The organism is Nonomuraea sediminis, assembly GCF_018531495.1.
GTDB classification, from domain to species: Bacteria; Actinomycetota; Actinomycetes; order Streptosporangiales; family Streptosporangiaceae; genus Nonomuraea; species Nonomuraea sediminis.
In genome coordinates, this window is sequence record NZ_JAHDTI010000001.1 from 1,111,682 (window position 1) to 1,135,406 (window position 23,725).

Annotated in this window: 20 protein-coding genes; 7 read left to right on the forward strand and 13 right to left on the reverse strand. The window is 71.6% G+C overall.

Annotation, left to right across the window (positions count from 1 at the left end; translation table 11 throughout):
* Positions 1–56 precede the first annotated feature (56 nt).
* Positions 57–698, forward strand: coding sequence for an LppX_LprAFG lipoprotein (locus KIK09_RS05210; RefSeq protein ID WP_214317454.1), 642 nt, complete (start codon positions 57–59; stop codon positions 696–698).
* Entirely contained in the window at positions 695–2,215 is a 1,521-nt protein-coding gene (locus tag KIK09_RS05215; protein WP_214317455.1) for an MFS transporter, read from the forward strand. Before KIK09_RS05210 ends, KIK09_RS05215 begins: the two co-directional genes overlap by 4 nt.
* Here the strand turns inward: KIK09_RS05215 and aspS are convergent.
* On the reverse strand, positions 2,207–3,436 hold the full coding sequence (gene aspS / locus KIK09_RS05220) for an aspartate--tRNA(Asn) ligase (RefSeq protein ID WP_214317456.1): 1,230 nt from the start codon (positions 3,434–3,436) through the stop codon (positions 2,207–2,209). The genes KIK09_RS05215 and aspS overlap by 9 nt on opposite strands.
* Positions 3,437–4,333: 897 nt before the next feature.
* On the opposite strand from aspS, the gene KIK09_RS05225 reads away from it, so the two are divergent.
* Both KIK09_RS05225 and KIK09_RS05230 read left to right on the forward strand, forming a co-directional pair.
* On the forward strand, positions 4,334–4,777 hold the full coding sequence (locus tag KIK09_RS05225) for a DUF6220 domain-containing protein (RefSeq protein WP_214317457.1): 444 nt from the start codon (positions 4,334–4,336) through the stop codon (positions 4,775–4,777).
* Between the two features lie 149 nt (positions 4,778–4,926).
* A complete protein-coding gene (locus KIK09_RS05230) occupies positions 4,927–6,882 on the forward strand; it encodes a multicopper oxidase family protein (RefSeq protein WP_214317458.1) in 1,956 nt (651 codons plus the stop codon).
* Between the two features lies 1 nt (position 6,883).
* On the opposite strand, the gene der is transcribed toward KIK09_RS05230, so the two are convergent.
* Entirely contained in the window at positions 6,884–8,275 is a 1,392-nt protein-coding gene (der, locus tag KIK09_RS05235; RefSeq protein WP_214317459.1) for a ribosome biogenesis GTPase Der, read from the reverse strand.
* A gap of 30 nt (positions 8,276–8,305) precedes the next feature.
* Positions 8,306–8,941 carry a (d)CMP kinase gene (gene cmk / locus KIK09_RS05240; protein WP_214318041.1) on the reverse strand — a complete coding sequence of 212 codons (636 nt, stop codon included), beginning with the start codon at positions 8,939–8,941 and terminating at the stop codon, positions 8,306–8,308.
* 118 nt (positions 8,942–9,059) lie between these two features.
* Here cmk and KIK09_RS05245 point away from each other — a divergent pair, with 118 nt between their 5' ends.
* The 3 genes from KIK09_RS05245 (at position 9,060) to KIK09_RS05255 (ending at position 12,292) form a co-directional block, all read left to right on the forward strand.
* Positions 9,060–10,202 carry an NAD(P)/FAD-dependent oxidoreductase gene (locus KIK09_RS05245; protein ID WP_214317460.1) on the forward strand — a complete coding sequence of 381 codons (1,143 nt, stop codon included), beginning with the start codon at positions 9,060–9,062 and terminating at the stop codon, positions 10,200–10,202.
* A gap of 105 nt (positions 10,203–10,307) precedes the next feature.
* Positions 10,308–10,925, forward strand: coding sequence for a TetR/AcrR family transcriptional regulator (locus tag KIK09_RS05250; RefSeq protein ID WP_214317461.1), 618 nt, complete (start codon positions 10,308–10,310; stop codon positions 10,923–10,925).
* Complete coding sequence (locus KIK09_RS05255) at positions 10,922–12,292, forward strand: carotenoid oxygenase family protein (RefSeq protein WP_214317462.1); 1,371 nt, start codon at positions 10,922–10,924, stop codon at positions 12,290–12,292. The genes KIK09_RS05250 and KIK09_RS05255 overlap by 4 nt, the downstream gene beginning before the upstream one ends.
* A gap of 317 nt (positions 12,293–12,609) precedes the next feature.
* On the opposite strand, the gene KIK09_RS05260 is transcribed toward KIK09_RS05255, so the two are convergent.
* From KIK09_RS05260 to pyrG, 10 genes are all read right to left on the reverse strand, one after another.
* A complete protein-coding gene (locus KIK09_RS05260) occupies positions 12,610–13,689 on the reverse strand; it encodes a prephenate dehydrogenase (RefSeq protein ID WP_214317463.1) in 1,080 nt (359 codons plus the stop codon).
* Positions 13,690–13,719: 30 nt separating this feature from the next.
* The gene (gene aroH / locus KIK09_RS05265; RefSeq protein ID WP_214317464.1) at positions 13,720–14,079 is read right to left on the reverse strand and encodes a chorismate mutase; all 360 of its coding nucleotides are present in this window, start codon (positions 14,077–14,079) and stop codon (positions 13,720–13,722) included.
* Between the two features lie 65 nt (positions 14,080–14,144).
* Entirely contained in the window at positions 14,145–15,992 is a 1,848-nt protein-coding gene (locus KIK09_RS59905) for a pseudouridine synthase (protein ID WP_308163930.1), read from the reverse strand.
* On the reverse strand, positions 15,989–16,573 hold the full coding sequence (gene scpB, locus KIK09_RS05275) for an SMC-Scp complex subunit ScpB (RefSeq protein WP_214318043.1): 585 nt from the start codon (positions 16,571–16,573) through the stop codon (positions 15,989–15,991). Before scpB ends, KIK09_RS59905 begins: the two co-directional genes overlap by 4 nt.
* 664 nt (positions 16,574–17,237) lie before the next feature.
* Positions 17,238–18,050 (reverse strand): segregation and condensation protein A, encoded by an 813-nt coding sequence (locus KIK09_RS05280; protein ID WP_214317465.1) that lies wholly within the window; start codon positions 18,048–18,050, stop codon positions 17,238–17,240.
* Entirely contained in the window at positions 18,047–18,988 is a 942-nt protein-coding gene (locus KIK09_RS05285) for a ParA family protein (protein ID WP_214317466.1), read from the reverse strand. The genes KIK09_RS05280 and KIK09_RS05285 overlap by 4 nt, the downstream gene beginning before the upstream one ends.
* Positions 18,989–19,103: 115 nt before the next feature.
* Positions 19,104–20,009, reverse strand: a complete 906-nt coding sequence (gene xerD, locus KIK09_RS05290) for a site-specific tyrosine recombinase XerD (RefSeq protein ID WP_308163931.1) — start codon at positions 20,007–20,009, stop codon at positions 19,104–19,106.
* Positions 20,010–20,014: 5 nt separating this feature from the next.
* Positions 20,015–20,626 (reverse strand): NUDIX domain-containing protein, encoded by a 612-nt coding sequence (locus KIK09_RS05295; protein WP_214317468.1) that lies wholly within the window; start codon positions 20,624–20,626, stop codon positions 20,015–20,017.
* Between the two features lie 22 nt (positions 20,627–20,648).
* Positions 20,649–21,878, reverse strand: a complete 1,230-nt coding sequence (locus tag KIK09_RS05300; RefSeq protein WP_214317469.1) for a TIR domain-containing protein — start codon at positions 21,876–21,878, stop codon at positions 20,649–20,651.
* Positions 21,879–21,965: 87 nt separating this feature from the next.
* Entirely contained in the window at positions 21,966–23,627 is a 1,662-nt protein-coding gene (gene pyrG / locus KIK09_RS05305; protein ID WP_214317470.1) for a CTP synthase, read from the reverse strand.
* Positions 23,628–23,725 lie beyond the last annotated feature (98 nt).

Genomic DNA, 23,725 nt, shown 5'->3' on the forward strand with positions numbered 1-23,725 from the left:
TAACCGATATCGGCTTCGGCTCACGGCGGTGTCCGGGCGCTCGCTACGATCCGGGCATGCTGCGTAAAGCGCTGATCGTCTTGCTGTTCTCGCTCCTGACGGCCTGCTCGGGCGGGGGCTCGGAGCTCCCCGACGGGCCTGGTCTGATGCAGAAGTCCGCCGAGGCGATGAAGGCGGTCAAGTCGGCCAGCTTCTCCATCGCCACCGACGGCAAGCCCAAGGTGCCCGTGAAGAAGGCCGACGGCAGGCTCACCGCCAAGGGCGACGCCGACGGCACGATCACCATCGACGTGCTGGGCAACCTGCAGGAGATCACCTTCGCCGTGGTGGGCGACACCGTGCACTTCAAGGGCCCGACCGGCGGCTTCCAGAAGATGACCAGGAAGGACCTGGCCCAGCTCTACGACCCGTCGCTGATCCTCGACCCGGCCAAGGGCATCGCGCACCTGCTGTCCACGGCCACCGACCCGCGCGTCGAGGCCGAGGAGAGCGGCGCCTACCGGGTGGCGGCCACGTTCCCCGGACAGGTGATCGGCACGCTGGTGCCGGGCCTCACCCAGGGCGTCAACGGCCAGGTCTGGGTGGACAAGGCCTCGAGCAGGCTGACCAAGGTGAAGCTGCCGCTGCCGGACGGCACGGTGACCGTCACGTTCTCCGACTACGACGCGGCTGTCACGATCACTCCCCCGGCCGGATGAGACGCGCGGCCCTGGGCGTCGGCGGCGCGGTGGTGCTGCTGGCCGCGCTCGACGCGTACGTGGTGGTCACCGTCCTGATCGACATCGCGCAGGAGGTGGGCGTCCCGCTGAACCACCTGGAGCGGGCCACGCCGGTGGTGACCGGGTTCCTGCTGGGCTACATCGCCGCGATGCCGTTACTCGGCCAGCTGTCCGACAGGTACGGCCGGCGTCCCCTGATCCACGCCTGCCTGGCCGCCTTCGCCGCCGGGTCCGTGCTGACGGCGCTGGCCTTCGGCGAGACGACGGTGGTGGCCGGGCGGACCGTCCAGGGCATCGCCGGCGGGGCGCTGCTGCCGATCACGATGGCGCTGATCGGCGACCTGTGGGAGGTGCGTGACCGGCCGGTGGCACTGGGCGCGGTCGGGGCGGCCCAGGAGCTGGGCAGCGCGCTCGGCCCGCTCTACGGCGGGGTGCTCGCGCTCATCCCGGCGTTCTCGGTGCTCGGGGTGGAACTGGGCGGCTGGCACGCCATCTTCTGGCTGAACGTCCCGCTCTCCGCACTGGCGGCGGTGGCCATCCACCGCACGGTCCCGGCCCGTTCGGGTGCCGCCCCGGCGGCGCGGGTCGACACGGTGGGCGGGCTGCTGCTCGCACTGGCGCTCGGGCTGCTGGTCGTCGGCCTCTACAACCCCGACCCGGCCAAGGCGGCGCTGCCGCCGTGGGGCTTGCCGCTGATCGGCGCCGGGGTCGTGGCGGCCGCGGTGTTCGTGTGGTGGGAGGTCAGGGCGCCGGTGCGGCTGCTCGACCTCACCGGCGTGCGCAAGGGCCCGCTGCTGGCGGCGCTGGGCGTCAGCTTCCTGTCGGGCGCCGCGCTGCTGATCACCATGGTGTTCGTCCAGTTCGCCGCGCAGACGCTGCTCGACCTGGAAACACTGCCCGCGGCGCTGGTCCTGGCGCGCTTCCTGCTCGCGCTGCCGATCGGCGCCGTGCTCGGCGGGGCGCTGGCGCGGCGGCTCGGCGACCGGATCGTGGCGGTGGCCGGGCTGCTGGTGGCCACCGCCGGATACGCGCTGATGAGCCGGTGGCCGCTGGACCTGGCCGGCGCCGGGTTCGTGGTGGACGCCGACCTGATCGTGGCCGGGCTCGGGCTCGGCCTGGTCATCGCTCCGATCTCGGCCGCGGTGCTGCGGCTGACGCCGCCCGCGCAGCACGGGGTCGCCTCGGCCGGTGTGGTGGTGGCCAGGATGATGGGCATGCTGATCGGCATCGCCGCGGTCTCGGCGTGGGGCTTCCACCGCTTCCAGGCGCTGACGGCCCACCTGGACACGCCGCTCCCCTTCGGGGTCGACGCGGTCACCTACGCCAGACGGCTGGCCGAGTACACGGCCAAGGTGAACGCCGCCCTGCACGCCGAGTACACCGAGATGTTCCTGGTGACGGCGTTCATCTGCCTGGCCGGGGCGGCGGTGGCGCTCCTGGTGCCGGGGCGCCACCCCCGCCCGTCAGAGTTCGCTCCCGAGCTCTCGTCAGGGTGACAGGCGGTGCAGGTCACGCGGGAAGAGGGTGGCCTGGCGGATGTTGGGCGCGCCGGTCAGGCGGGCGGCCCAGCGTTCCAGACCCAGGGCGAAGCCGCCGTGGGGCGGCATGCCGTACGCGAAGGCCTGCAGGTAGCCCTCGTAGGGGCCCGTCTGACCGCCGAGCGCCCGCACGTAGTCCTCGTGGCGGTGCAGGCGCTGGCCGCCCGTGACCAGCTCCAGGCCGCGGAAGAGCAGGTCGAAGCTGTTGGAGTACTCGGGGCGGCCGGGCTCGGGATGGGTGTAGAAGGGGCGCTTGGCCATCGGGTAGCCGGTCACGAACAGGAACTCCGTGCCGTGCTCGCGCAGCGCCCACTCCGACAGCTCCCGCTCCCGCGCGGGTGACAGGTCGGGCTCGTCGCTGACCTCGGAGAAGTGCACGGCGGGGACCTCCCGCGGCACCTCGGGCAGCAGGCCGGCGGCGGCGGGCACGCGTTCCCTGGTCGACTCGACCATGCCGGCGACGGCCTCGCGCAGCACCGCCATGACGTCGCGGTGGTCGCGGACGAAGCCCAGCTCGGCGTCCAGGCTGGTGTACTGCGCCAGGTGTCGGGCGGTGTCGTGCGGCTCGGCGCGGAAGACAGGGCCGACCTCGTAGACGCGCTCGAACACGCCGACCAGCTGCTGCTTGAAGAACTGCGGCGACTGGGCCAGGTAGGCAGGACGGCCGAAGTAGTCGATGCCGAAGACGTTCGCGCCCGACTCCGTGGCCGACTCGACGATCTTCGGGGTGTGGATCTCGGTGAAGCCCAGCCCGTCGAGCGCCCCGCGGAAGCCGGCGACGCTCGCCGCGGAGATCTCGTGCGCCAGGCGCAGGCTCGGGTGCCTGAGCGCCACGGGCGCGTGGTCGAGGATCGTGGGCAGCGTCGCGGGGACGCCCGGCCTGTAGAGGTCGAACGGCGGGGCCTTCACGGGCTCCGAGAGCACCTCGAGCTCGGGGTCTGACAGCTCGAACCCGCCGGGGGCCTGCGGGTTCGAGGTCACGGTGCCGGTGACCTGGACGACGGTCTCCTCCCCCGGCATTTCCCGATTTTTCGCGACAACCTGGGCGAGGCCAGATCTGTCCCTGATGACGAGGAAGTTCACGGATTTCAGCAGCCGGCGGCGATGGACCCAACCGGCGATCGTCACTCGCTGGCCGGCGTGCTCCGAGAGCTCCGCCGACAGTACACGAGAGATCATTACAGCTCCTCACGGAAGTGCATGACCCCTTGGGAGTGCGGGGGAGAAGGGAACTCCCGGTGCCACCGCACTTTCGCCGCCCGCGATCGTGGCGGCCTCTACGACCCGATGACGGGGGTCAGACCGGCGGGGCATTTCCTCCCCGCGGCTCGGGAGTGTCTTCGTCGCGGACCGCTGGACCGCCTTCCCAGCTTCCGGCGGCTCTCTCCGACCAGCGTTCTCCGCGCCTACTCGTCTCCGTCGGCGCCTGTCCCGCCGATGATATCTCCCCCACCGATCTCCCTCCCACCCCTTTTCCCGCCGCTCTTCCTCAGGACCGTCCATACGGCATCTCCCCTGTCGCTCTTCCTCAGGGGCGTCCGTCCGACATCCCCACCGCTCTTCCTCAGGCGCCTGTACGGGCGTCTCCCCCACCGCTCTTGCCCAGGCGCCTGTACGGGCGTCTCCCCCACCGCTCTTCCTCAGGCGCCCGTACAGCGTCTCTCCCACCGCTCTTCCTCAGGCGCCCGTACAGCGTCTCTCCCACCGCTCTTCCTCGGAGGCGTCTGTACGGCAAGCCGCCCCACCCGCTTCTCGCCGCACCCGCCTCCGTCTGTCGCTTCCACGGCACTCAGGTGATGCGGGCCGGCCACCGTTACGGCCGCATTGTCGGCCGCCCGCGTGGGCGCGGGCGCGCAGGTCACCGGGGACGGGATCGGCCCGCACATCGACCTGCCGGACGAGGATTCCCTACCTGCGTGCGTGCTCCTCAAGGACCGGAGGTCGTGTCGAGCTCGCCTACGCTCCCGTCGTGTCGCCGTCCCGCTCGACCCGCCGACTCGGAACCCGCGGGGGCCGTTCATAGATGAGTAGGGGTTACTCATGTACGGAGGGGCAGGACGGGTTCACGATGGGCGCATGCGAAGAGTTCTCGTCTGGTTCACGATTCTGCAACTCGTCCTGGTGATCCTGCAGTTCTACCTCGCCACGTTCGGCGCGTTCCAGATGCCGCGCCCCACCACCCCCGAAGGCGCGGCCATCGGATGGCACGCGATGAACGGGATCATCGCCATCCCGGCCGCGTCGCTGCTGACCACGATCGTGGCGGCGATCGCCAAGGCGCCCGGCAAGCTGATCGGGCTGTGCGCGGCGCCGCTGGTGCTGGTGGCGATCCAGATCTTCGTGGTGTTCCCGCTGGCCGAGGTGGCCGGGGCAACCGAAGAGCGGACGACCACCGCCAGCCTGTTCGTGTTCGGCTTCCACGCCATCGTGGGGCTCGGGCTGCTCGGGGCGGCCATCGCCGCCTACCGGGGCGCCAAGCAGCACGCGGCCGCGACCGCCCAGGCCGTCGACGCGGTGTGAGCACGGCCGCGCTCCTCGCGCTCGACCGCCTCCTGGCAATCCTCACAGCCGTAACCTGGTTCGCCACCACCGCCTCCCACCTCCCCACCCCACCAAAGAAAAGCGCCACCGCCCCGCAGCACGTCACGTCGCCTGAGGGGAGCGTTGGGGTGGGGAGTGGGCGCCTGGGCACGGGTGGGGTCGCGGGCGCCCGTGGTCACGTTGCCGTGGTCGTCTTCGGGGCGGCGTTGGTGGTGACGGGGTTGCGGGTGGTGGTGGCGGTTGTGCTGGTGGGGCGTGGGTGGTGGTTCGGCGGGGAGAAGGTGCTGATCGCGCTTCCGCTGCTGGTGCCGCCCGCCGTGGGCGCGGGGGTGGCCACGGTGCTGCGCCGGCCCGTCGCGGCGGCCGTCTGCAGGCTGACCGCCTGTTACGCGGCCGTGGCCGGGGTGGTGGTCGTGCTGGCCGTGGGTTATCCGCCCGCGCCGTACCTGTCGGGGGTGCTCGTCGCCGGGGTGGCGCTCGGGGCGGCGGCGACGTGGTCGATGCTGACGAGGAAGGGCCCGCCGGGGCGGGCGTGGCGGATCGCTGGGGTCTCGGTCGCCGCGCTCGCCCTGGCCTGGACCGGCCTGAGCATGTGGAACGCCCGCCCCACGGAGATCCGCCTCGCGACCGGCCCAACGGACCTCACGACCCTCCGACCGGCCGACGCCACCCGACAACCGGCCACCACTCGGCAACCGACCGACGCCGGACCATCGGCCATCACCCGGCAACCGACCGACGCCGGACAACCGACCACCACCCGACAACCGACCGACGCCGGACAACCGGTCATCACCCGGCAACCAGCCGACGCGGGGCGGCCGGACGAGGCGGGGCAGGGGACGGTGCGTGGGAGTGGGCAGAGGCGGTTCACGCTCACCGCGGAGAAGGCCGTGATCACGCTGGCCTCGGGGAAGCGGGTCGAGGCGCTGACGTTCAACGGCAGCTCACCAGGACCGGCGATCCGGGTGCGCCAGGGCGATCTGGTCGAGGTGCGGCTGCGCAACCACCTGACCGACAGGGGCGTCACCCTGCACTGGCACGGCTACCGCGTCCCGAACGCCGACGACGGCGTGCCCGGCCTGACCCAGGACGCGGTCGAGCCAGGCGGCGAGTTCGTCTACCGCTTCCGGGCCGCCGAGCCGGGCAGCTACTGGTACCACACCCACGAGACCCCGAACGAGGGCCTGCGCCAGGGCCTGTTCGGCACGTTCACGGTAGATCCCGCCGCCCCGCAGGGCCTGGACGAGCCCGTAGCCCTGCACACCTACGGCGGCACCCTGACGGTCACCACGGACGGACCCCCTGCCGACGGCCTCGCCAGGCAGGTCGTGGCCCCGGGCACCAAGGTCAGGCTGCGCGTGGTCAACACCGACAACGGCCCGCACACGGTGGGCGTCAGCGGCACGCCGTACACCGTCGAAGCCGTCGACGGGGTGGACGTGACGGGGCCGCCGACCACCGAGCGGGCCCAGCTCGCCGCGGGCGGGCGCTACGACCTGGCCTTCACCATGCCGGACCGCCCCGCGCTGCTGTCGGTGGGTCTGCCGGGCACGGGGCTCCTGCTGACGCCGGGCGGCGGCGCCGCGCCGCCCGAGCCCGCCACGCCGGTGCTCGACATCACCAGGTACGGCTCGCGCGGGCCCGCCGTACCGGCGAGGTTCGACAGGGAGGCCACCTGGGTGCTGGACCGGCTGATCGCGCTGCGCGGCGGGCTGCCGCTGCTGTCGCACACGGTCAACGCCGAGGTGTGGCCGCACATCCCCGCCCAGCCGGTCAGGGAGGGCGAGTGGCTGCGGATCACGGTGGTGAACCGCAGCGGCGACCTGCACCCCATGCACCCGCACGGCCACCACGTGCTGGTGCTGTCCAGGAACGGCATTCCCGCCACCCCGGTGTGGATGGACAGCTTCGACGTGGCGCCGGGCGAGGTGTGGGTGGTGGCGTTGCACGCCGACAACCCGGGCGTGTGGCTGGCGCACTGCCACGAGCTGACGCACGCGGCCGAGGGCATGACGCTGCACCTGGCCTACGAGGGCGTCGGCAGCCGCTATGCCCTCGGCGGGCACAACCACCCGGAGTGAGCTACTTCTTCTCCTTGCGCTTCTCGCGGATCTTCATGGTCACCTCGATGGGCGAGCCGGCGAAGCCGAACTCCTCCCTGATGCGCCGCTCGATGAAGCGCCGGTAGGTGTCCTCCAGCCAGCCCGAGGTGAACAGCACGAACTTGGGCGGCTCGATGGAGGCCTGGGTGGCGAACAGGATCTTCGGCTGCTTGCCCCCGCGCACGGGCGGCGGCGTGGCCTGCACCAGCTCGGTGAGGAAGGCGTTGAGCCGCGAGGTGGGAACCCGGGTGGACCAGGCGTCGAGCGCCTTCTCCAGGGCGGGCACCAGCCGGTCGAGGTGGCGGCCGGTCTTGGCGGAGATGTTGACCCGCAGTGCCCACGGCGTGCGGACGAGCTGCCGGTCGATCTCCTTCTCCAGGTAGTAGCGGCGGTCCTCGTCGACCAGGTCCCACTTGTTGAACGCCACCACCATCGCCCGGCCCGACTCGATCACCAGCGAGATGATGCGCAGGTCCTGCTCGGTGAGCACCTCGCTGGCGTCGATCAGCACGACCGCCACCTCGGTGCGCTCCAGCGCGGCCCTGGTGCGCATGGCGGCGTAGTAGTCGGCGCCCTGCAGCTCACGGTCGCGCCGCCTGATGCCGGCGGTGTCGACGAAGCGCCAGGTCTTGCCGCCCAGCTCGATCAGCTCGTCGACCGGGTCGCGGGTGGTGCCGGCCATCGGGTCGACCAGGACGCGTTCCTCGCCCGCCAGCTTGTTCAGCAGCGAGGACTTGCCCACGTTGGGCTTGCCGAGCAGCGCCACCCGGTGCGGGCCGCGCTCGACCTCGAACGTCTGCCGCGGCGTCTCAGGCAGCGCGTCGAGCACCACGTCGAGCAGGTCGCCGCTGGAGCGCCCGTGCAGGGCGGAGACCGGGTACGGCTCGCCGAGCCCCAGATTCCACAGCGCGGCGGCCTCCAGCTCCATCTGCTGGTTGTCGACCTTGTTGGCGGCCAGGACGATCTTCCTGCCCGACTGGCGCAGCACCGAGCCCACGATCTCGTCGGCGTCGGTCGCGCCGACGGTCGCGTCGACCACGAACAGCACCACGTCGGCCAGCTCGGCCGCGATCTGAGCCTGCTCGGCGATACGCAGGTTCATCCCGGTCGCGTCGGGGTCCCAGCCGCCGGTGTCGACGACGGTGAAGCGGCGCCCGCGCCAGTTCGCGTCGTAGGTGACGCGGTCGCGGGTCACGCCCGGCACGTCCTCCACGACGGCCTCGCGACGGCCGATGATGCGGTTGACGAGCGTGGACTTGCCCACGTTCGGCCGCCCGACGATGGCCACCACCGGCAGCGGCACGGCGTGGTGTTCGATCTCGGAAATTTCGAGGTCGTCGAAATCAGCCTCGACCCAGTCCCCCGTTGTCACTATTTTTCATCCTTTGTGAGTACCGCACGCTCAGGTGCGCTCCTTGATCACGCTCAGCACCTCGGCGATGACCTCGTCCAGCGTGAGGTCGGAGGTGTCGAGCTCGATCGCGCCAGCCGCGACCGAGAGCGGATCCGTCTTCCTTGTCGAGTCCAGGGTGTCACGCCTGGCCATGGCCGCCTTCTGCGCCTCCACGGTGGTGCCCGCGAGCTCCGCCGTACGGCGGGCGGCGCGGGCGTGGGCGCTGGCGGTGAGGTAGAGCTTGACGGGCGCGTCAGGCGCGACCACGGAGCCGATGTCGCGGCCCTCGACCACAATGTCGCCGGAGCCGATGATCTCCTGCTGCATCGCGACCAGCCGCGCGCGCACCTCGGGAACCGCCGCGACCGCGGACACCGCCCCGGTCACCTCGGTCTCCCTGATCGGCCCCGCCACGTCGACGCCGTCGACGTGGATCGCCGGCCCGTCGGGGTCGGTGCCCGACACGATCACGGGCTCGCCGCACCGCGCGGCGATCGCGCCCGGGTCGCCCAGGTCGATCTCGTGCCGGAGCATCCACCAGGTCATCGCCCGGTACATCGCCCCGGTGTCGAGGTAACGCAGGCCGAGCGCTCGCGCGACCCCGCGCGACACACTGGACTTCCCGGACCCCGAAGGTCCGTCCATGGCGACGACCAGCCCGCCCACGGCCTCTCCCTCTTTACGGTTTCCAACCCGAGAAAGGGTATCGCCATTCCGCGGGCGTCATGTCACAACGCCGGGGCGACGATCCGTCCTTGGGGGCATGACTGAGATTCTGGTTCTTGGGGCCGGTTACACCGGCATGGCGGCGGCGATCAGGCTGGCCGCCAGGACACGCGCGCACATCACCCTGGTCAACGCCTCGCCCCGCTTCACCGAGCGGCTGAGGCTGCACCAGACCGCCGCCGGCGAGGGCCTGGCCGACCACGCCATCGAGGACGTGATCGCCGGGACCGGCATCGACTTCGTCCAGGCCCGGGTCACGGGCATCGATCCCGAGCGGCGCGAGGTCACCGTCGACGGCGGCCGGACCTTCGGCTACGACAAGCTCGTCTACGCGCTGGGCACCGTCACGGACCTGGCCGTGCCCGGCGTGGCCGAGCACGCCTTCGTCTACAACTCCTACCAGGAGGCGCGGCGGCTGGCCGTCCGGCTCGACGAGCTCGGCGGCGGCACCGTCGTGGTGGCCGGCGGCGGCCTGACGGGCGTCGAGTCGGCCACCGAGATCGCCGAGGCGCACCCCGGCCTGCACGTCGTGCTGCTGTCGCGGGGCCGCCCCGCCGCGATGATGGGCCGCGCCGCCCGCGACTACCTGATGCGGGCCATGGACCGGCTCGGCATCGAGGTCCGCGAGGGCGGCGGGGTCACCAAGGTGCTGCCCGATGGGGTCGAGCTGAGCGACGGCGAGATCATCCCCTCCGAGGCGACCCTGTGGACCGCGGGGACCAAGGGCCTGCCCCTGGCCGCACAGGCCGGGCTGACCGTGGACGCGCACGGCAGGATCGTGGTGGACCAGACGCTCCGCTCGGTCTCGCACCCCGACGTCTACGCGGTCGGCGACTCGGCCGCGATCGAGCAGTCCTACGGCGTGATGCACGGGACCTGCCAGGGCGGCATCCCCACCGGGCTGGCCGCCGCCGATTCGCTCGTCGCGACGCTGCGCGGCAGGCGGCCGAGGCCGTTCAGGTTCGGGTACTTCCACCAGCCGCTGAGCATCGGCCGCAAGGACGGCGTCATCCAGTTCACCCGTCCCGACGACAGCCCCCGCAGGGCCTACCTGAAGGGCTCGTGGGCGGTCCGCTACAAGGAGACCGTCAGCAGCAGCCCGCTGACCACCTACCGGCTGCTCGCCAAGGGCCTGGTGCCGGTGCGGCTGTACCTGCGGCTCGCCGGAATCGGTTCATGACGGATCGCCAAGAGCCCGGGAGGTTTCTCCCGGGCTCTTGACATGTCCGGGGCCGGGGCGTCCAATAGCGGTAACAGCGTTACCGCACAGAAACGGCGTTACCACATGAGCGTCTACCAGCTCGCCCAGCGGGAGGGGCAGGAGGTGGTCCGGGCCGCCATCCTGGACGCGGCCACCCGCCTGCTGGTCTCCGAGGGCGCGGCCGCGCTGACCGTGCGGCGCATCGCCGCCGAGGTCGGCTGCTCGACCAAGGTCATCTACACGCTCTTCGGCGGCAAGGACGGGCTGGTCGAGGCGCTGTGGCTGGAAGGCTTCGCCCGCTTCGAACGGCGGCTGTCGGCCGAGCTCGACACCGGCGATCCCCGCGAGCGGCTGCTGCGGCTCGGCGGCGTCTACCGCGCCTACGCCCTGGAGGAGTCCGACTACTACCGGGTCATGTTCCTCGGCGCGGTGCCCGGGTTCACGCCCAGCTCCGAGGCGGTCACGGCGGCCAAGCGGACGTTCCAGATCCTGGTCGACTGTGTGGCTGCCTGCCTGGATTGCGGGGCTCTGACCGGCGGCGCCGCGGAGGAGATCGCCGACCTGCTGTGGATGGCCGTCCACGGCGCCTCGAGCCTGGAGATCTCCGGCTACTTCGAGCCGCCCGTGGCCGAGCGGCGCTACCAGCGGTTGCTGCTGTCCGTGATCACTCCGTTCCTACCTGACGAGAGGAACCCGTCATGACCACGCCCTTCAGAGGCGGCTTCGCCCCCGTGTCCGAGGAGGTCACCGCCTTCGACCTGCCCGTCACCGGCGCCGTCCCCGCCGACCTCGACGGCCGCTACCTGCGCAACGGCCCCAACCCGCTGAGCCTCGACGACCCCACCGCGAGCCACCTGTTCCTCGGCGAGGGCATGGTCCACGGCGTACGGCTGCGCGACGGCCGCGCCGAGTGGTACCGCAACCGCTGGGTGCGCAACGCCCCGACCGCCACGCGGCTCGGGGAGGAGCCAAGGCCGGGGCCCGTGCACGGGGGCATGGACTTCGCCGCCAACACCCACATCATCGGCCACGCCGGCAGGACGCTGGCCACGGTCGAGGCGGGGCCCCTGCCGTACGAGCTGTCCTACGAGCTGGACACGATCGGCGCGTGCGACTTCGACGGCGGGCTGCCCGGCGGGTACGCCGCGCACACCCACGTCGACCCTGCCACCGGCGAGCTGCACGCGATCGCCTACACCTGGTTCTGGCAGCACGTCCAGCACATCGTGATCGACGCCTCCGGCAAGGTCGTCTCGACCAGGGACATCCCCACCGGCGAGTCGCCGATGGTGCACGACTTCGCCCTCACCCAGCGGTACGTGGTGATCTACGACCTGCCGGTCGTCTTCAGCATGGCCCACGCCGAGAAGGGCACCCTGCTGCCGTACGCCTGGGACGAGGCGCGTCAGGCGCGGGTGGGGCTGCTGTCGCGCGAGACCGGCGAGGTGCGCTGGGTGGAGGTCGGGCCCTGCTTCGTCTTCCACACGCTCAACGCCTACGACGACGGCCCGGACGTGGTGGTCGACCTGGTCCGCTACCCCAAGCGCTTCGTCGACGCCAGGCTCGACCTGGGCGGCGCGCCGACGCTGGACCGGTGGCGAATCTCCCCCTCCTCGGGCAAGGTCGTCGAGACCCGGCTGGACGACCGGGCGCAGGAGTTCCCGCGCATGGACGAGCGGCTCACCGGCCTGCCGTACCGCTTCGGCTACACGGCCGCGACCCGCGACCTGAACGACCTCGTCTTCCCCGGCGACACCGAGCTTGAGGACCTGCCCGACACGGCCTTCGACAACACGCTCATCAAGCACGACCTGGTCAACGGGACGCAGCAGGCCCGCAGGTTCGGCCGCGGGGCCTACGTGGGCGAGCCGGTGTTCGTGCCCTCGCTGTCGGGCACGGCGGAGGACGACGGCTACCTCCTGTCCTACGTCAACAACCCCGACCGCGGGGCTGCCGACCTCGTCATCCTGTCCTCCCAGGACTTCACGGGCGCTCCGCTCGCCACCGTCCACCTGCCCGCCCGCATCCCGCTCGGCTTCCACGGCAGCTGGATCCCTGACCCGTCTTGACGCTGTACGGCGAGCCGCCGCCCACGGCCGCCCGCCATACTCCGGCTGAGGGCCCGCGACCGGCGCTTGCGGCGAGTCGGTGCCGCTTGCCCGCCGTCACGGCGCTTCGAGACCCAGGCACCACGGTCCCCCTGGCCCGCCGTACATCGCGCCGGACGACCGCCGTACACCTCCTCGCCGACCCCGGCGCGGGAAAGCCCTCAAGCCCTGGCGTGGGAGGGCCCCCGGGGCCCGACACGCGAAAGCCCGGGCGCCCTGCGTGGGTGCCCGGGCCTACCGTGTTCGGCCTTGCCGAATCTCGCGCCGGAGGGACGAGGTCAGGGGACCTGCCAGCCTCGTTCGTGGAGGGCCTGGGTCAGGGTGGTGACCGCCTGGGGCTGGACCGAGAGTTCGGCCAGGCCCAGGGGGAGGCCGGGGGCGTGCTCGAGGCGGACGTCCTCGACGTTGACGCCGACCTCGTCGCACACCTGGAACAGATGGGCGAGCTGGCCGGGGCGGTCGCCGATGACCACCTGGACGACGGCGTAGGCCGCGGCGGGGCCGCCGTGCTTGCCGGGGATGCGGCCGTGGCCGGCGACGCCGCGCTTGAGCAGCTGCGTGAGGTCGGAGGTGGCGGTGCCGTCGCCCTCGGCAAGGGCGCGCAGCGCGGTGGCCGCCTCGGACAGGTCCTGGGCCACCGCCTCGAGCACCTCCGCCACGGGGGCGGCGTTGCCGGACAGGATGCCCAGCCACAGGCCCGGGTCGCTGCCCGCGATCCTGGTGACGTCCCGAACCCCCTGCCCGGCCAGGCCCAGCGCCACGTCGGGCGCCTCGGCCAGGCGGGCGGCCACCGCGGAGGCGGCCACGTGCGGGGCGTGCGAGACGACGGCGACGGCCTGGTCGTGCTCCTCCGCGGGAACCTGGACGGCGTTGGCGCCGCAGAGCTCGACCAGCGCGCCGAGTGCCGCCACGGCCTCGGGGGCGGCCTCGTCCGTGGGGCAGAGCGCCCACGGGCGGCCGAGGAACAAATCGGACCTGGCCGCTCCCGGGCCCGACTTCTCGCGGCCGGCCAGCGGGTGGGAGGCGACGTACGTGCTCATGTCGCAGCCGAGCTGGGTGGCCTTGGCGATGGGCTCGACCTTCACGCTGGCCACGTCGGTGTAGAACCTGGCCGCGCCGGCCTCCTGGAGCGCCAGCAGCTCGGTCGCCACGTGCGCCGGGGGGACCGCGATGACGGCGAGGTCGGCCTGCGGCCCGGCGGGATCCCATTCCTCGCCGGCGCCGAGCTCCCTGGCCAGCCGTACCGCCCCTTGGTCGCGGTCGGCGAGCAGGACGCGCACGTCCTTCTGGCGCAGGGCCAGCGCGATGGAGGTGCCGATGAGGCCGGTGCCGACCACGAGCACACTACGGAGTTCCATGGCCTTTTCCTGAACTGTTGAGCTCTGAAGTTATTGTGCTATGTCCTGGCGGAGCGCGACCGCGCCCCGCAGGTAGACGTGCTGGATCTCCGAGCGCGGACGGTCGGTCTCCACGTGCGCCATCAGCCGCACGACCCGGGGCAGCGCGCCGGGCACGTCGATCTCGGTGCAGCAGATCAGCGGCACCTCGTGGAAGCCGAGCTTGCGCGCGGCCAGTGCGGGGAACTCAGACGTCAGGTCGGGCGTGGCGGTGAACAGCACGCTGATCACGTCGTCGGTCGTCAGCCGGTTGCGCTCCATGATCTCGCTGACCAGCTCGGTCGTACCCTCGATGATCGCGTCGCGGTGGTTCGCGTCCACCTGGATCGCGCCGCGGATCGCCCGCACCATGTGAGTTCCCCTCGATATGGGTGGGAGCCCGCGCGTTCGCACGGGCTCCGCCGATTCTGCCCAGATTACAGCTTTACTGCCGCATAAAGGTCGCCGACTTCCTTCAGCGACAGCGCCCTGACCGTGCCCGGCTTGGTACGGCCCAGCTTGACCGGCCCGAACTCGATCCTGGCCAGGTCGATGACGCGGTGGCCGGCTTCCTCGAGCATGCGCCTGACGACGTGCTTGCGCCCCTCGTGCAGCACGACCTCCACCAGCGCCTGCTGGCCGTGCTCCTGCACGATCGAGAAGTCGTCGGCGCGGGCCAGGCCGTCCTCCAGCTCGATGCCCTGCTTGAGCCTGCGGCCCAGGTCGCGCGGGATCGGGCCCGGGACCTTGGCCCAGTACTTCTTCTGCACGCCGTAGCTGGGGTGCGTCAGCCGGTTGGCCAGCTCGCCGTCGTTGGTGAGCAGCAGCAGGCCCTCGGTCTCGGTGTCGAGCCTGCCCACGTGGAACAGCCTGGGCGCCAGCTCCTGGACGAAGTCGGCCAGGCACGGGCGGCCCTGCGGGTCGTCCATCGTGGACACGACGCCGATCGGCTTGTTCAGCGCGTAGTAGACCAGGTCGGGCGCGGTCGGGATGCGCTTGCCGTCGACGTGGATGACCTGCTTGGCGGGGTCGACCTTGGCGCCGAACCTGCGCACGACCTGGCCGTTCACGGTGACCCGGCCGTCGCCGATCATCTCCTCGCACGCCCTGCGGCTGGCGACGCCCGCCTGGGCCAGCACCTTCTGCAGCCGGACGCCGTCGGGCACCTCGGTGGTGTCGCGCTCGTCGGTGTAGCCCGGCTCGTAGAAGTTGCGGTCACGGATGGGCTGCTTGGCGGTCTTGAACGGGTTCTGCGGCTTCTGGGGGCTACGGTTCCCGCCGATCGTCTGCACGTCGTCGCGCCTGCCGGTACGGCTGGCCCGCACGGAACCCGTGTCCCGGCCGCCCGCCGGACCGTCGGCGCGCTTGCCGTAGCGGGCCCTGGTCGTCTCCGGACCGCGCGCGGGGCGCTCGGACGCGGATCCACGACCGTCACGCTCGAACCCGCGGTCCCGCCCGTAACCACGGTTACCGCGGTCGTCGGTACGGTTCCCCCGGTCGTCGGCCCGGTCCCGGCCGAAGCCACGGTTCCCACGGTCGTCGCGGCCCCCGCCGAAGCCACGGTCTCCGCGGTCGTCGCGACCCTGGCTGAAGCCACGGTTGCCGCGGTCGTCGCCACGGTCCCGGCTGAAGCCACGGTTGCCGCGGTCGTCGCGGCCTCCGCCGAAGCCGCGGTCGTCGCGGCCCGTGCCCCGGTTCTGGGTGTAGCCACGGTCGCGGCTACCGCCGCGGTCGTCGCGGTCCCGGTTGCCGCCGCGGTCGTCGCCACGGTCCCTGCCGAAGCCACGGTCTCCGCGGTCGTTGCGGTCCCTGCTGAACCCGCGGTCGCCGCGGTCGTCGCGGTCACGGCTGTAGCCGCGGTCGGAGGGGCGGTCGCCGCGGGAGCGGTCACGGGGGGCAGGCCCGCCGTACCGGGCGCGCGAACCTCCGCGGGAGTCGTCATCGCGACGCCCACCACGGAAGTCGTCGCGGCTACGGACGTCGTCCCGGTTGCGGGAGTCGTCGTCGCGACGCTCAGCGCGGAACGAGCCGCGGGAATCGTCGCTGCGCGGGCGGAACGAGCCGCGGGAGTCGTCACGACGGTCGGCGCGGAACGAGCCGCGGGAGTCGTCGCTGCGCGGGGCGCGGGGGGAGTCGTCATTGCGGCGGGCGCCGCGGCTGTCGGCGCGGAATGAGCCGCGCGTGTCGTCGGAGCGGAAGGCGGGACGGCCGCCCCGGCTACCGGAGCCGGTGGCGCGTCCGCGACCGCGTCCATCACCGGACGGGGTGCTTCGCCTGTTGATCACTTCGTTATCTCCTCGAGGTTCTCCACGTCGTCAGGGAGGAAAGGAGCGAGCTCGGGAAGCTCGCCCAGGTCCTTCAGTCCCAGACGCTCCAGGAAGTATGAGCTTGTCCGGTAGAGCACTGCCTGGCTCTCCGGGTCGGTGCCGGCCTCCTCGACCAGCCCCCTGGCGACGAGAGTCCGCATGACTCCGTCGCTGTTCACGCCGCGTACCGCGGCCACGCGGGCACGGCTCACCGGTTGCCGGTAAGCCACGACCGCGAGAGTCTCCAGCGCGGCCTGGGTCAGCCGCGTCTGCTGGCCGTCACGGACGAACCGCTCGACCAGGGCCGCGCAGTCGGCACGCGTGTAGTAACGCCAGCCGCCCGCGACCTCCCTCAGATCAAACCCCCGGCCCGCCTCGGTGTATTCCGCCGCCAGCTCACGAAGTGCCGCCGACACCTCATGGGTGGGCCGCTCGAGCACCTGCGCCAGCGTCACCTCGGCGACCGGCTCGTCCACCACCATCAAAATCGCCTCAAGCGCCGCCCGCAGGCCGGGCCCCGCCGCGCCCCCCACGACATCCTCGTCGCCCGCACCGCTCACGTCACCCGCGAGCTCATCCCCCGCCGCCACGGACGGGGCGTCCGCGGGTACCCAAGTCTCGGCCCTCACATCGCTCGCGTCACCCGCGAGCTCGTCGTCCGCCGCCGCGGACGGGGCGTCCTCGGGGGCCCACCGCTCGGGTTCGGAGTTCTCGTCCGTCGCCTCGGCGGGCGCGACCGGAGACTCCTGCTCGGGCGCGCGCCTTGCGCCGGGCACCGCCGCACCCAGACTCGCCGTACCGGCGTCAGGGAAACCGGCCGGCAGCGCCGGATCCTCACCTTCTCCCCCGGTACGGCCGACAGGCTCGAAATCCGCACCCTCGGCAGGCTCGGAACCCGCGCTCTCGGTACGGCCGACAGGCGCGGAAGCCGCGTCCCCGTCATGGTTGGCGGGCTCGGAACCCGCGTCCCCATCGTGGCCAGCGGGCTCGGGATCCACGTCCCCCGGCTCACCGAGACCCGCGATGCGGTCGTCGTGCTCGCCCCGGCGGGCGGCGGGTACGTCAGGAGCGGCGGGCGCGGGATCGGCAGGCTGCGGCGCGTCGGCGGGCAGGGGCTCGGCGGGGTCGGCGGGTGGCGCGGGCTCGGCGGGGTCGGGAGGGCCTGCCGTACCGGCCAGGGAGCCCGGGAGGGTCATCCAGGCGGGCAGGTCCGAGTCGCCGTGCTTACTCATCGGTTCGCTTCTCCGCGCTCTCTTCGTAGTCGTCGCCCACCGAGACGTCGCCCTCGTCCGCCCCCGTCCAGGTGACATGCAGGTCGCCCAGCGGCTCGAGCTGGTCGAACGTGACCGCCGACTCCCGGAAGAGCTCCAGCACGGCCAGGAAGCGGGCGATGATCTCGAAGGTCCCCTCGCAGTCGGCGACCAGGGCGCGGAAGGTCGCCTTGCGCATCCGCCGCAGCCGCTGGACCAGGATAGCCGCCTGTTCGCGTACCGAGGCGAGCGGCTGGTAGATGTGGCCGACCGAGACGGTGGGCGGCAGCTTGGGGGTGAAGGCCCTGGCGGCGATCCTGGCCAGCTCGTCGGGCCCGATGCCGAGCACCAGCTCGGGCAGGAGGTTGGCGAACTGCGGCTCCATGGGCACCGTACGGGGATAGCGCAGGGACTCCTGGGCCATCATCCCCGCGAAGACCTTCGCCACCTCCTTGTAGGCCTTGTACTGCAGCAGGCGGGCGAACAGCAGGTCGCGGGCCTCGAGCAGCGCCAGGTCCTCCTCGTCCTCGACCTCGCCGGAGGGCAGCAGCCGGGCCGCCTTCAGGTCGAGCAGCGTGGCGGCGACCAGCAGGAAGTGGCTGGTCTGGTCAAGGTCCCACTCGGGCCCGCGCGACTTGATGTAGGCGATGAACTCGTCGGTGACCTTGGAGAGCGAGACCTCGGTGATGTCCAGCTTGTGCTTGGAGATGAGCCCGAGCAGCAGGTCGAAGGGACCTTCGAAAACGTCCAGGTGGACCTGGAACCCCTGCTCGGCCGGAGATGTCACCTGGACATTGTCGCAGGCTGCGGCCAGCGCGACAGCACCTCTCTGGCCAGCTCCCGGTAAGCGTTCGCGCCGAGCGAGGACGGGTCGAACGTGGTGATCGGCTCACCGGCGACCGTGGCGTCCGGGAAGCGGACGGTCCTGTTGATCACCGTGTGGAAGACCTTGTCGCCGAACGCCTCGACGACGCGGGCGAGCACCTCGCGGCCGTGCAGCGTGCGGGCGTCGTACATGGTGGCGAGCAGGCCCTCGATCTCGAGGTCCTCGTTGAGCCGCTCCTGCACCTTGGTGATGGTGTCCATGAGCAGGGCGACGCCGCGCAGCGCGAAGAACTCGCACTCCAGCGGCACCATGACACCCGCCGCGCAGGTCAGCGCGTTGATCGTGAGCAGGCCGAGCGAGGGCTGGCAGTCGATCAGGCACACGTCGTAGTGCGGCAGCAGCGGCTTGAGCACCCGGCCGAGCACCTGCTCGCGGGCCACCTCGGTGACGAGCTGGACCTCGGCCGCGGACAGGTCGATGTTGCTCGGCAGCAGGTCGAGGCCATCGACGCCGGTCTCGAGGAGCACGTCCTCGGCGGTGATGTTCCTCTCCATCAGCAGGTTGTAGACCGTCAGGTCGAGCTGGAGCGGGTTGATCCCGAGGCCGACCGACAGGGCGCCCTGCGGGTCGAAATCGACCAGCAGCACCTTCAGCCCGCACTCGACGAGCGCGGCACCGAGGTTGATGGTGGTGGTCGTCTTGCCGACGCCGCCCTTCTGGTTGACCATCGCGACCACCCGGGCCGGTCCGTGCGTCTCGCGGGGCACAGGCTCGGGGAACGTCGGGCGGGGCCGCCTGGTCGGGCCCAGGTTCACGCCGCTGGATGGCGTGTCTGTCTTGGTGTCGCCCCAGGGGTTGTCGGGGGTCCCCGGGGTCGAACCGTTGGTCTTCACAGTCACCAGCTCGAACCTCCCTGACGATCCCGAACCGGACCGTCCGGACGGACACTATGGCGTCGGCACTTAACGCAGCAAGGCGGCACGCCGGAACCGCCGCACGTCGAAAGACTATAGATCACTGCCGGGCGCGGGGGTGCGCCGCGGCGTAGACCTCTCTGAGCTTGTCGACGGTGACCAGGGTGTACACCTGGGTCGTGGTCACCGAGGCGTGGCCCAGCAGTTCCTGCACCACCCTAACGTCGGCGCCGCCGTCGAGGAGGTGAGTTGCGAAGGAATGCCGTAGGACATGCGGGGAAATCCCCTTTAGCCCGGCGCGTTCCGCCGCGGCCTGCAGCACCTCCCAGGCGCCCTGCCGGGTCAGCCGCCCGCCGCGCGCGTTGAGGAAGATCGCGGGGGTGCCGCGCCCGTGCGCGAGCAGGCCGGGACGGGCGCGCACCAGGTAGGCGTCCAGCGCGCCCCTGGCGTACCGGCCGAGGGGGACGACCCGGGTGCGGCCGCCCTTGCCGCGCAGCCGTACCTGGTCGTGCTCGACGTCGTCGACGGCGAGTCCCACCGCCTCGGAGATGCGGGCGCCCGTGCCGTACAGCACCTCGAGCAGGGCGCGGTTGCGGAGGGTCAGCGGCGCGCCGTCGGGGCCCGAGGCGGCGATGAGGCGCTCGACCTCGTCGACCGTGATCGCCTTGGGCAGGCGGCGCAGCTGGCGCGGCGGCCGCACCTCGTGGGCGGGATCGTGCTCGGTCACCCCTTCGCGCAGGGCGAAGCGGTGCAGCCCGCGCACCGCCGAGACGGCCCTGGCGGCGGAGCTGGCCACCAGGGCGGGGTGCTCGCCGTCGCCCTCGCGCAGCGCGGCGAGGAAGCCGAGCACGTCGGACTCCCCCACGTCCGACAGGTCGGCGCGGCCGCGCGAGCGCAGGTGGTCGACGTAGCGGCGCAGGTCGCGCCGGTAGGAGGCGAGTGTGTTGGCAGCCAGGCCGCGCTCCACCGCCAGGTGGGCGAGGTAGCTGGAGAGCACCGCCTCCACGAAACTCACTCCTCAGGTGCGTCGGCGGGCCTCAACCGCGCGAAACCCTCGGCCGAAGCCGCGTATGCGGCGAGGATACCGGCCGCCGTCGGAGAATTGTGGATCATTCCCGCGAGCACGTGTTCGACCGCCTCCTGCAGCGGCATCCAGATCGTCGGCATGTCGGCCTCCTCGTGCTGGCGCACGAAGGTGATCTCCTCCTCGGGGATGGCGCTGAGGCCGCGGGCGAGGAAGATGCGCGAGCGCTCGTCGGAGGCGCCCGGGGTGATGAACAGGTCGAGCAGCGTGTGCCAGGTGTCGGCGCGGTAGCCGGCCTCCTCCTCCAGCTCGCGCGCTGCCAGGTCGACCAGCGGCTCACCCGGGCGGTCGCGCAACCCCGCCGGCAGCTCCCACAGCAGGTGCTTGACCGCGTGCCGGTACTGGCGCAGCAGCAGCACGTATCCCCGCTCGTCGAGCGCGACGACGGTGACCGAGCCCGGGTGTGAGATCAGGTCACGCTCCGCGACGTCGCCGTCCGGCATGCGCACGGCTTCCGTGGTGACCTTCAACAGCCGGGTGCGCAGGCGCTCGGTGGAGGATACGACCTCCCACTTGTCCGCAGTGTCACGTACGTGCATTCGCCCACCGTAACGCAGGCGATCATCCAAATCGTGCGGCGACCTCCCGTGTGACGGTGTCGAGATCCTCCTGGGCATAGCAGGAGATGTACACCTCGCGCAGATCTGGGACCAGCTCGACGTTGTCGGCCAGGGTCTCCAGCATCGGGCCGATCACCTCGATGGTCGCGGCTCCGCCCTGCCCGGTGCCGAGCAGCGGCAGGATCACGCTGCGCAGCCTGCCGTCGCCGAGTCCGGCCAGCCGTTCCTGTTCGCCGCGCTGCGGTGTGCCCGGTGGGGAGAAGACGCCGTCGGCGGCGTTGACGTCGGCCAGCGTGGCGAGCACCGAGCGGACGCACGCCTCGATCTGGTGCGGGTGCTTGTAGGGGATGACCTTGCTCTCGGCGTCGACGGCCTGCACGGCGGCCACGTGCAGGATGGCCCGCGCCTTGTTGACCTTGGCCAGCTCGCTGCCCGGGCCGCCGGCGCTGGTGGCGAAGACCTCCCCCGCCTGGACGGGTCTGCCGCGCTCGCGCAGCTGCCAGTCCAGCTCCTGCTGGATGGTGTCGACGTACAGCCCGGCCTTGATCGTCGCACCGCGCCTGCGCAGCAGCGAGGAGACGGTGTGGCTTTCGAAGAAGCGCGCCATCTGCATGTAGTCGTTCTCGGGGTTGACCAGCGCGTCGACGCCCCGGACCTTGGCGAGGTCGCCGCTTGCCAGGTGCAGCGCCACCCCGGCGGGCAGCGTGAAGCTGGCGGCCCGCTGGTCGTCCCTGGCCCTGGTACGGCGGGGCGGCCTCCTGCCCTGGCGCGCGGCGGTGGCGCGCCCGGCGTGCTGGAGCGCGGGGGCGAGCTCGGCGACCAGGGCGTCCCCGCGCGACAGGGCGAGGTTACGGGTCATGACGTACTGCCGGTCGGCGATGTTGAGCGCCTTGACCTCGGCGACCATCTCCTCGTCGGCGAGGTCGAAGCCGACGGGCACGATCGCCAGGCCGAGCGCCGTGGCAAGGGCGATCTCCCTGCGCACCCACTCCGACTGTGAGGTGCCGGGACCGACCAGCACCAGCAGCACGTCACTGGCCAGGATCTGCCGGTAGATCTCGGTCTCCCAGTGCATCCCGGCCATCAGCCGGGCGTCGTCCATCCACGGCTCGTACTCGGCGTGCTGGGCGAGGATGTAGTGCAGGATCTCGGCCTTGGTGTTGTCCTGCACCAGGCGCACGCCGCCCTCGTCGCGGAAGAGGTTCTTCTTGTAGCAGATGAAGACGCGCATCGGGCCCGTCCTTTGGCCACGGGGGTATGCCGTGATATTGCCAGAGACGGGCCCGGGCGGCCACTGCTCCGCCCCGCCGGGAGCGGCCTACTTGACGGTCTGGGCGACGCGGCTGTCGGCGAAGGCCAGGGCGGCGGAGATGAGGCCCTTGAACATCGGGTTGGCCCGGGTCGGGCGGGAGCGGAACTCCGGGTGCGCCTGGGTGCCGATGAAGAACGGGTGGACCTCGACGGGCAGCTCGGTGTACTCCACCAGGCGGCCGTCGGGCGAGACCCCGGAGAAGACCATGCCGACCTTCTCCAGCTGCTCGCGGTAGGAGTTGTTGACCTCGTAGCGGTGGCGGTGGCGCTCGTCGGCCTTGGCCCGCCCGCCGTACAGCTGCCTGGCCAGGGTGCCCTCGCCGAGCTTGGCGGTGTAGAGGCCCAGGCGCATGGTGCCGCCCATGTCGCGCTCGCCGGCGACGACGTCCTCCTGGTCGGCCATGGTGGAGATGACCGGGTGCTTGGTGTCGGGGTCGAACTCGGCGGAGTTGGCGTCCTCGATGCCGGCCAGGTTGCGGGCGGCCTCGATCACCATGCCCTGCATGCCGAGGCAGATGCCGAGCAGCGGGACCTTGTTCTCGCGGGCGTGGCGGATCGCGCCGATCTTGCCCTCGATGCCGCGCACGCCGAAGCCGCCGGGGACCAGCACGCCGTCGACGCCGTCGAGCTCGCGGGCGGCGCCCTCGGGGGTCTCGCAGTCGTCGCTCTTGACCCAGCGGATGTTGACGCGAGCGTCGTTGGCGAACCCGCCGGCGCGCAGCGCCTCGGTGACCGACAGGTAGGCGTCGGGCAGGTCGATGTACTTGCCGACCAGCGCGACCGTGACCTCCTTGGCGGGCCGGTGCACCCGGCGGAGGAGCTGCTCCCACTCCTTCCAGTCGACGTCCCGGAAGGGCAGCCCCAGCCGCCGTACTACGTAGGCGTCCAGGCCCTCGGAGTGGAGCACCTTGGGAATGTCATAGATCGAGGCGGCATCGATCGCCGAGACCACCGCGTCCTCGTCCACGTCGCACATCAGGGAGATCTTGCGCTTGAGCGAGGTGGTGATGGGCCGGTCGGAGCGGCAGACGATGGCGTCGGGCTGGATACCGATGCTGCGCAGGGCGGCCACGCTGTGCTGGGTGGGCTTGGTCTTCAGCTCGCCGGACGGCCCGATGTAGGGCAGCAGGGAGACGTGCAGGAAGAAGACGTTGTCGCGGCCCACCTCGTGCCTGATCTGGCGGACGGCCTCGAGGAACGGGAGTGACTCGATGTCGCCGACGGTGCCGCCCACCTCGGTGATGATCACGTCCACGTCGGGGCCCGCCATGCCGCGGATGCGATCCTTGATCTCGTTGGTGATGTGCGGGATGACCTGCACCGTGTCGCCCAGGTACTCGCCGCGGCGCTCCTTGGCGATCACGTTGGAGTAGATCTGGCCGGTGGTGACGTTGGCCGAACCGTGCAGGTCGGTGTCGAGGAAGCGCTCGTAGTGGCCGACGTCCAGGTCGGTCTCGGCGCCGTCGTCGGTGACGAAGACCTCGCCGTGCTGGAAGGGGTTCATCGTGCCGGGGTCGACGTTGAGGTAGGGGTCGAGCTTCTGCATGGTGACCCGGAGACCGCGTGCCTTGAGCAGACGGCCGAGACTGGATGCCGTGAGCCCCTTGCCGAGACTGGAGGCGACACCGCCGGTGACGAACAGATGCTTGGTTTGCGATGCGCTGCGCAAAGGGGCTCCCGTGGCTCGAGGTGTGGTCGAACTGTCCACGGGCTCTCAGGATATCAAAGAACGCCCCCGACATGCCCGAACGGCATGACCAAGCGGTA

Coding starts and splice junctions, on each gene's coding strand:
- KIK09_RS05210 (WP_214317454.1), top strand. CDS start 57: ATGCTGCGTAAAGCGCTGATCGTCTTGCTGTTCTCGCTCCTGACGGCC.
- KIK09_RS05215 (WP_214317455.1), top strand. CDS start 695: ATGAGACGCGCGGCCCTGGGCGTCGGCGGCGCGGTGGTGCTGCTGGCC.
- aspS (WP_214317456.1), bottom strand. CDS start 3,436: ATGATCTCTCGTGTACTGTCGGCGGAGCTCTCGGAGCACGCCGGCCAG.
- KIK09_RS05225 (WP_214317457.1), top strand. CDS start 4,334: ATGCGAAGAGTTCTCGTCTGGTTCACGATTCTGCAACTCGTCCTGGTG.
- cmk (WP_214318041.1), bottom strand. CDS start 8,941: ATGGACGGACCTTCGGGGTCCGGGAAGTCCAGTGTGTCGCGCGGGGTC.
- KIK09_RS05245 (WP_214317460.1), top strand. CDS start 9,060: ATGACTGAGATTCTGGTTCTTGGGGCCGGTTACACCGGCATGGCGGCG.
- KIK09_RS05250 (WP_214317461.1), top strand. CDS start 10,308: ATGAGCGTCTACCAGCTCGCCCAGCGGGAGGGGCAGGAGGTGGTCCGG.
- KIK09_RS05255 (WP_214317462.1), top strand. CDS start 10,922: ATGACCACGCCCTTCAGAGGCGGCTTCGCCCCCGTGTCCGAGGAGGTC.
- KIK09_RS05260 (WP_214317463.1), bottom strand. CDS start 13,689: ATGGAACTCCGTAGTGTGCTCGTGGTCGGCACCGGCCTCATCGGCACC.
- aroH (WP_214317464.1), bottom strand. CDS start 14,079: ATGGTGCGGGCGATCCGCGGCGCGATCCAGGTGGACGCGAACCACCGC.
- KIK09_RS05295 (WP_214317468.1), bottom strand. CDS start 20,626: ATGCACGTACGTGACACTGCGGACAAGTGGGAGGTCGTATCCTCCACC.
- KIK09_RS05300 (WP_214317469.1), bottom strand. CDS start 21,878: ATGCGCGTCTTCATCTGCTACAAGAAGAACCTCTTCCGCGACGAGGGC.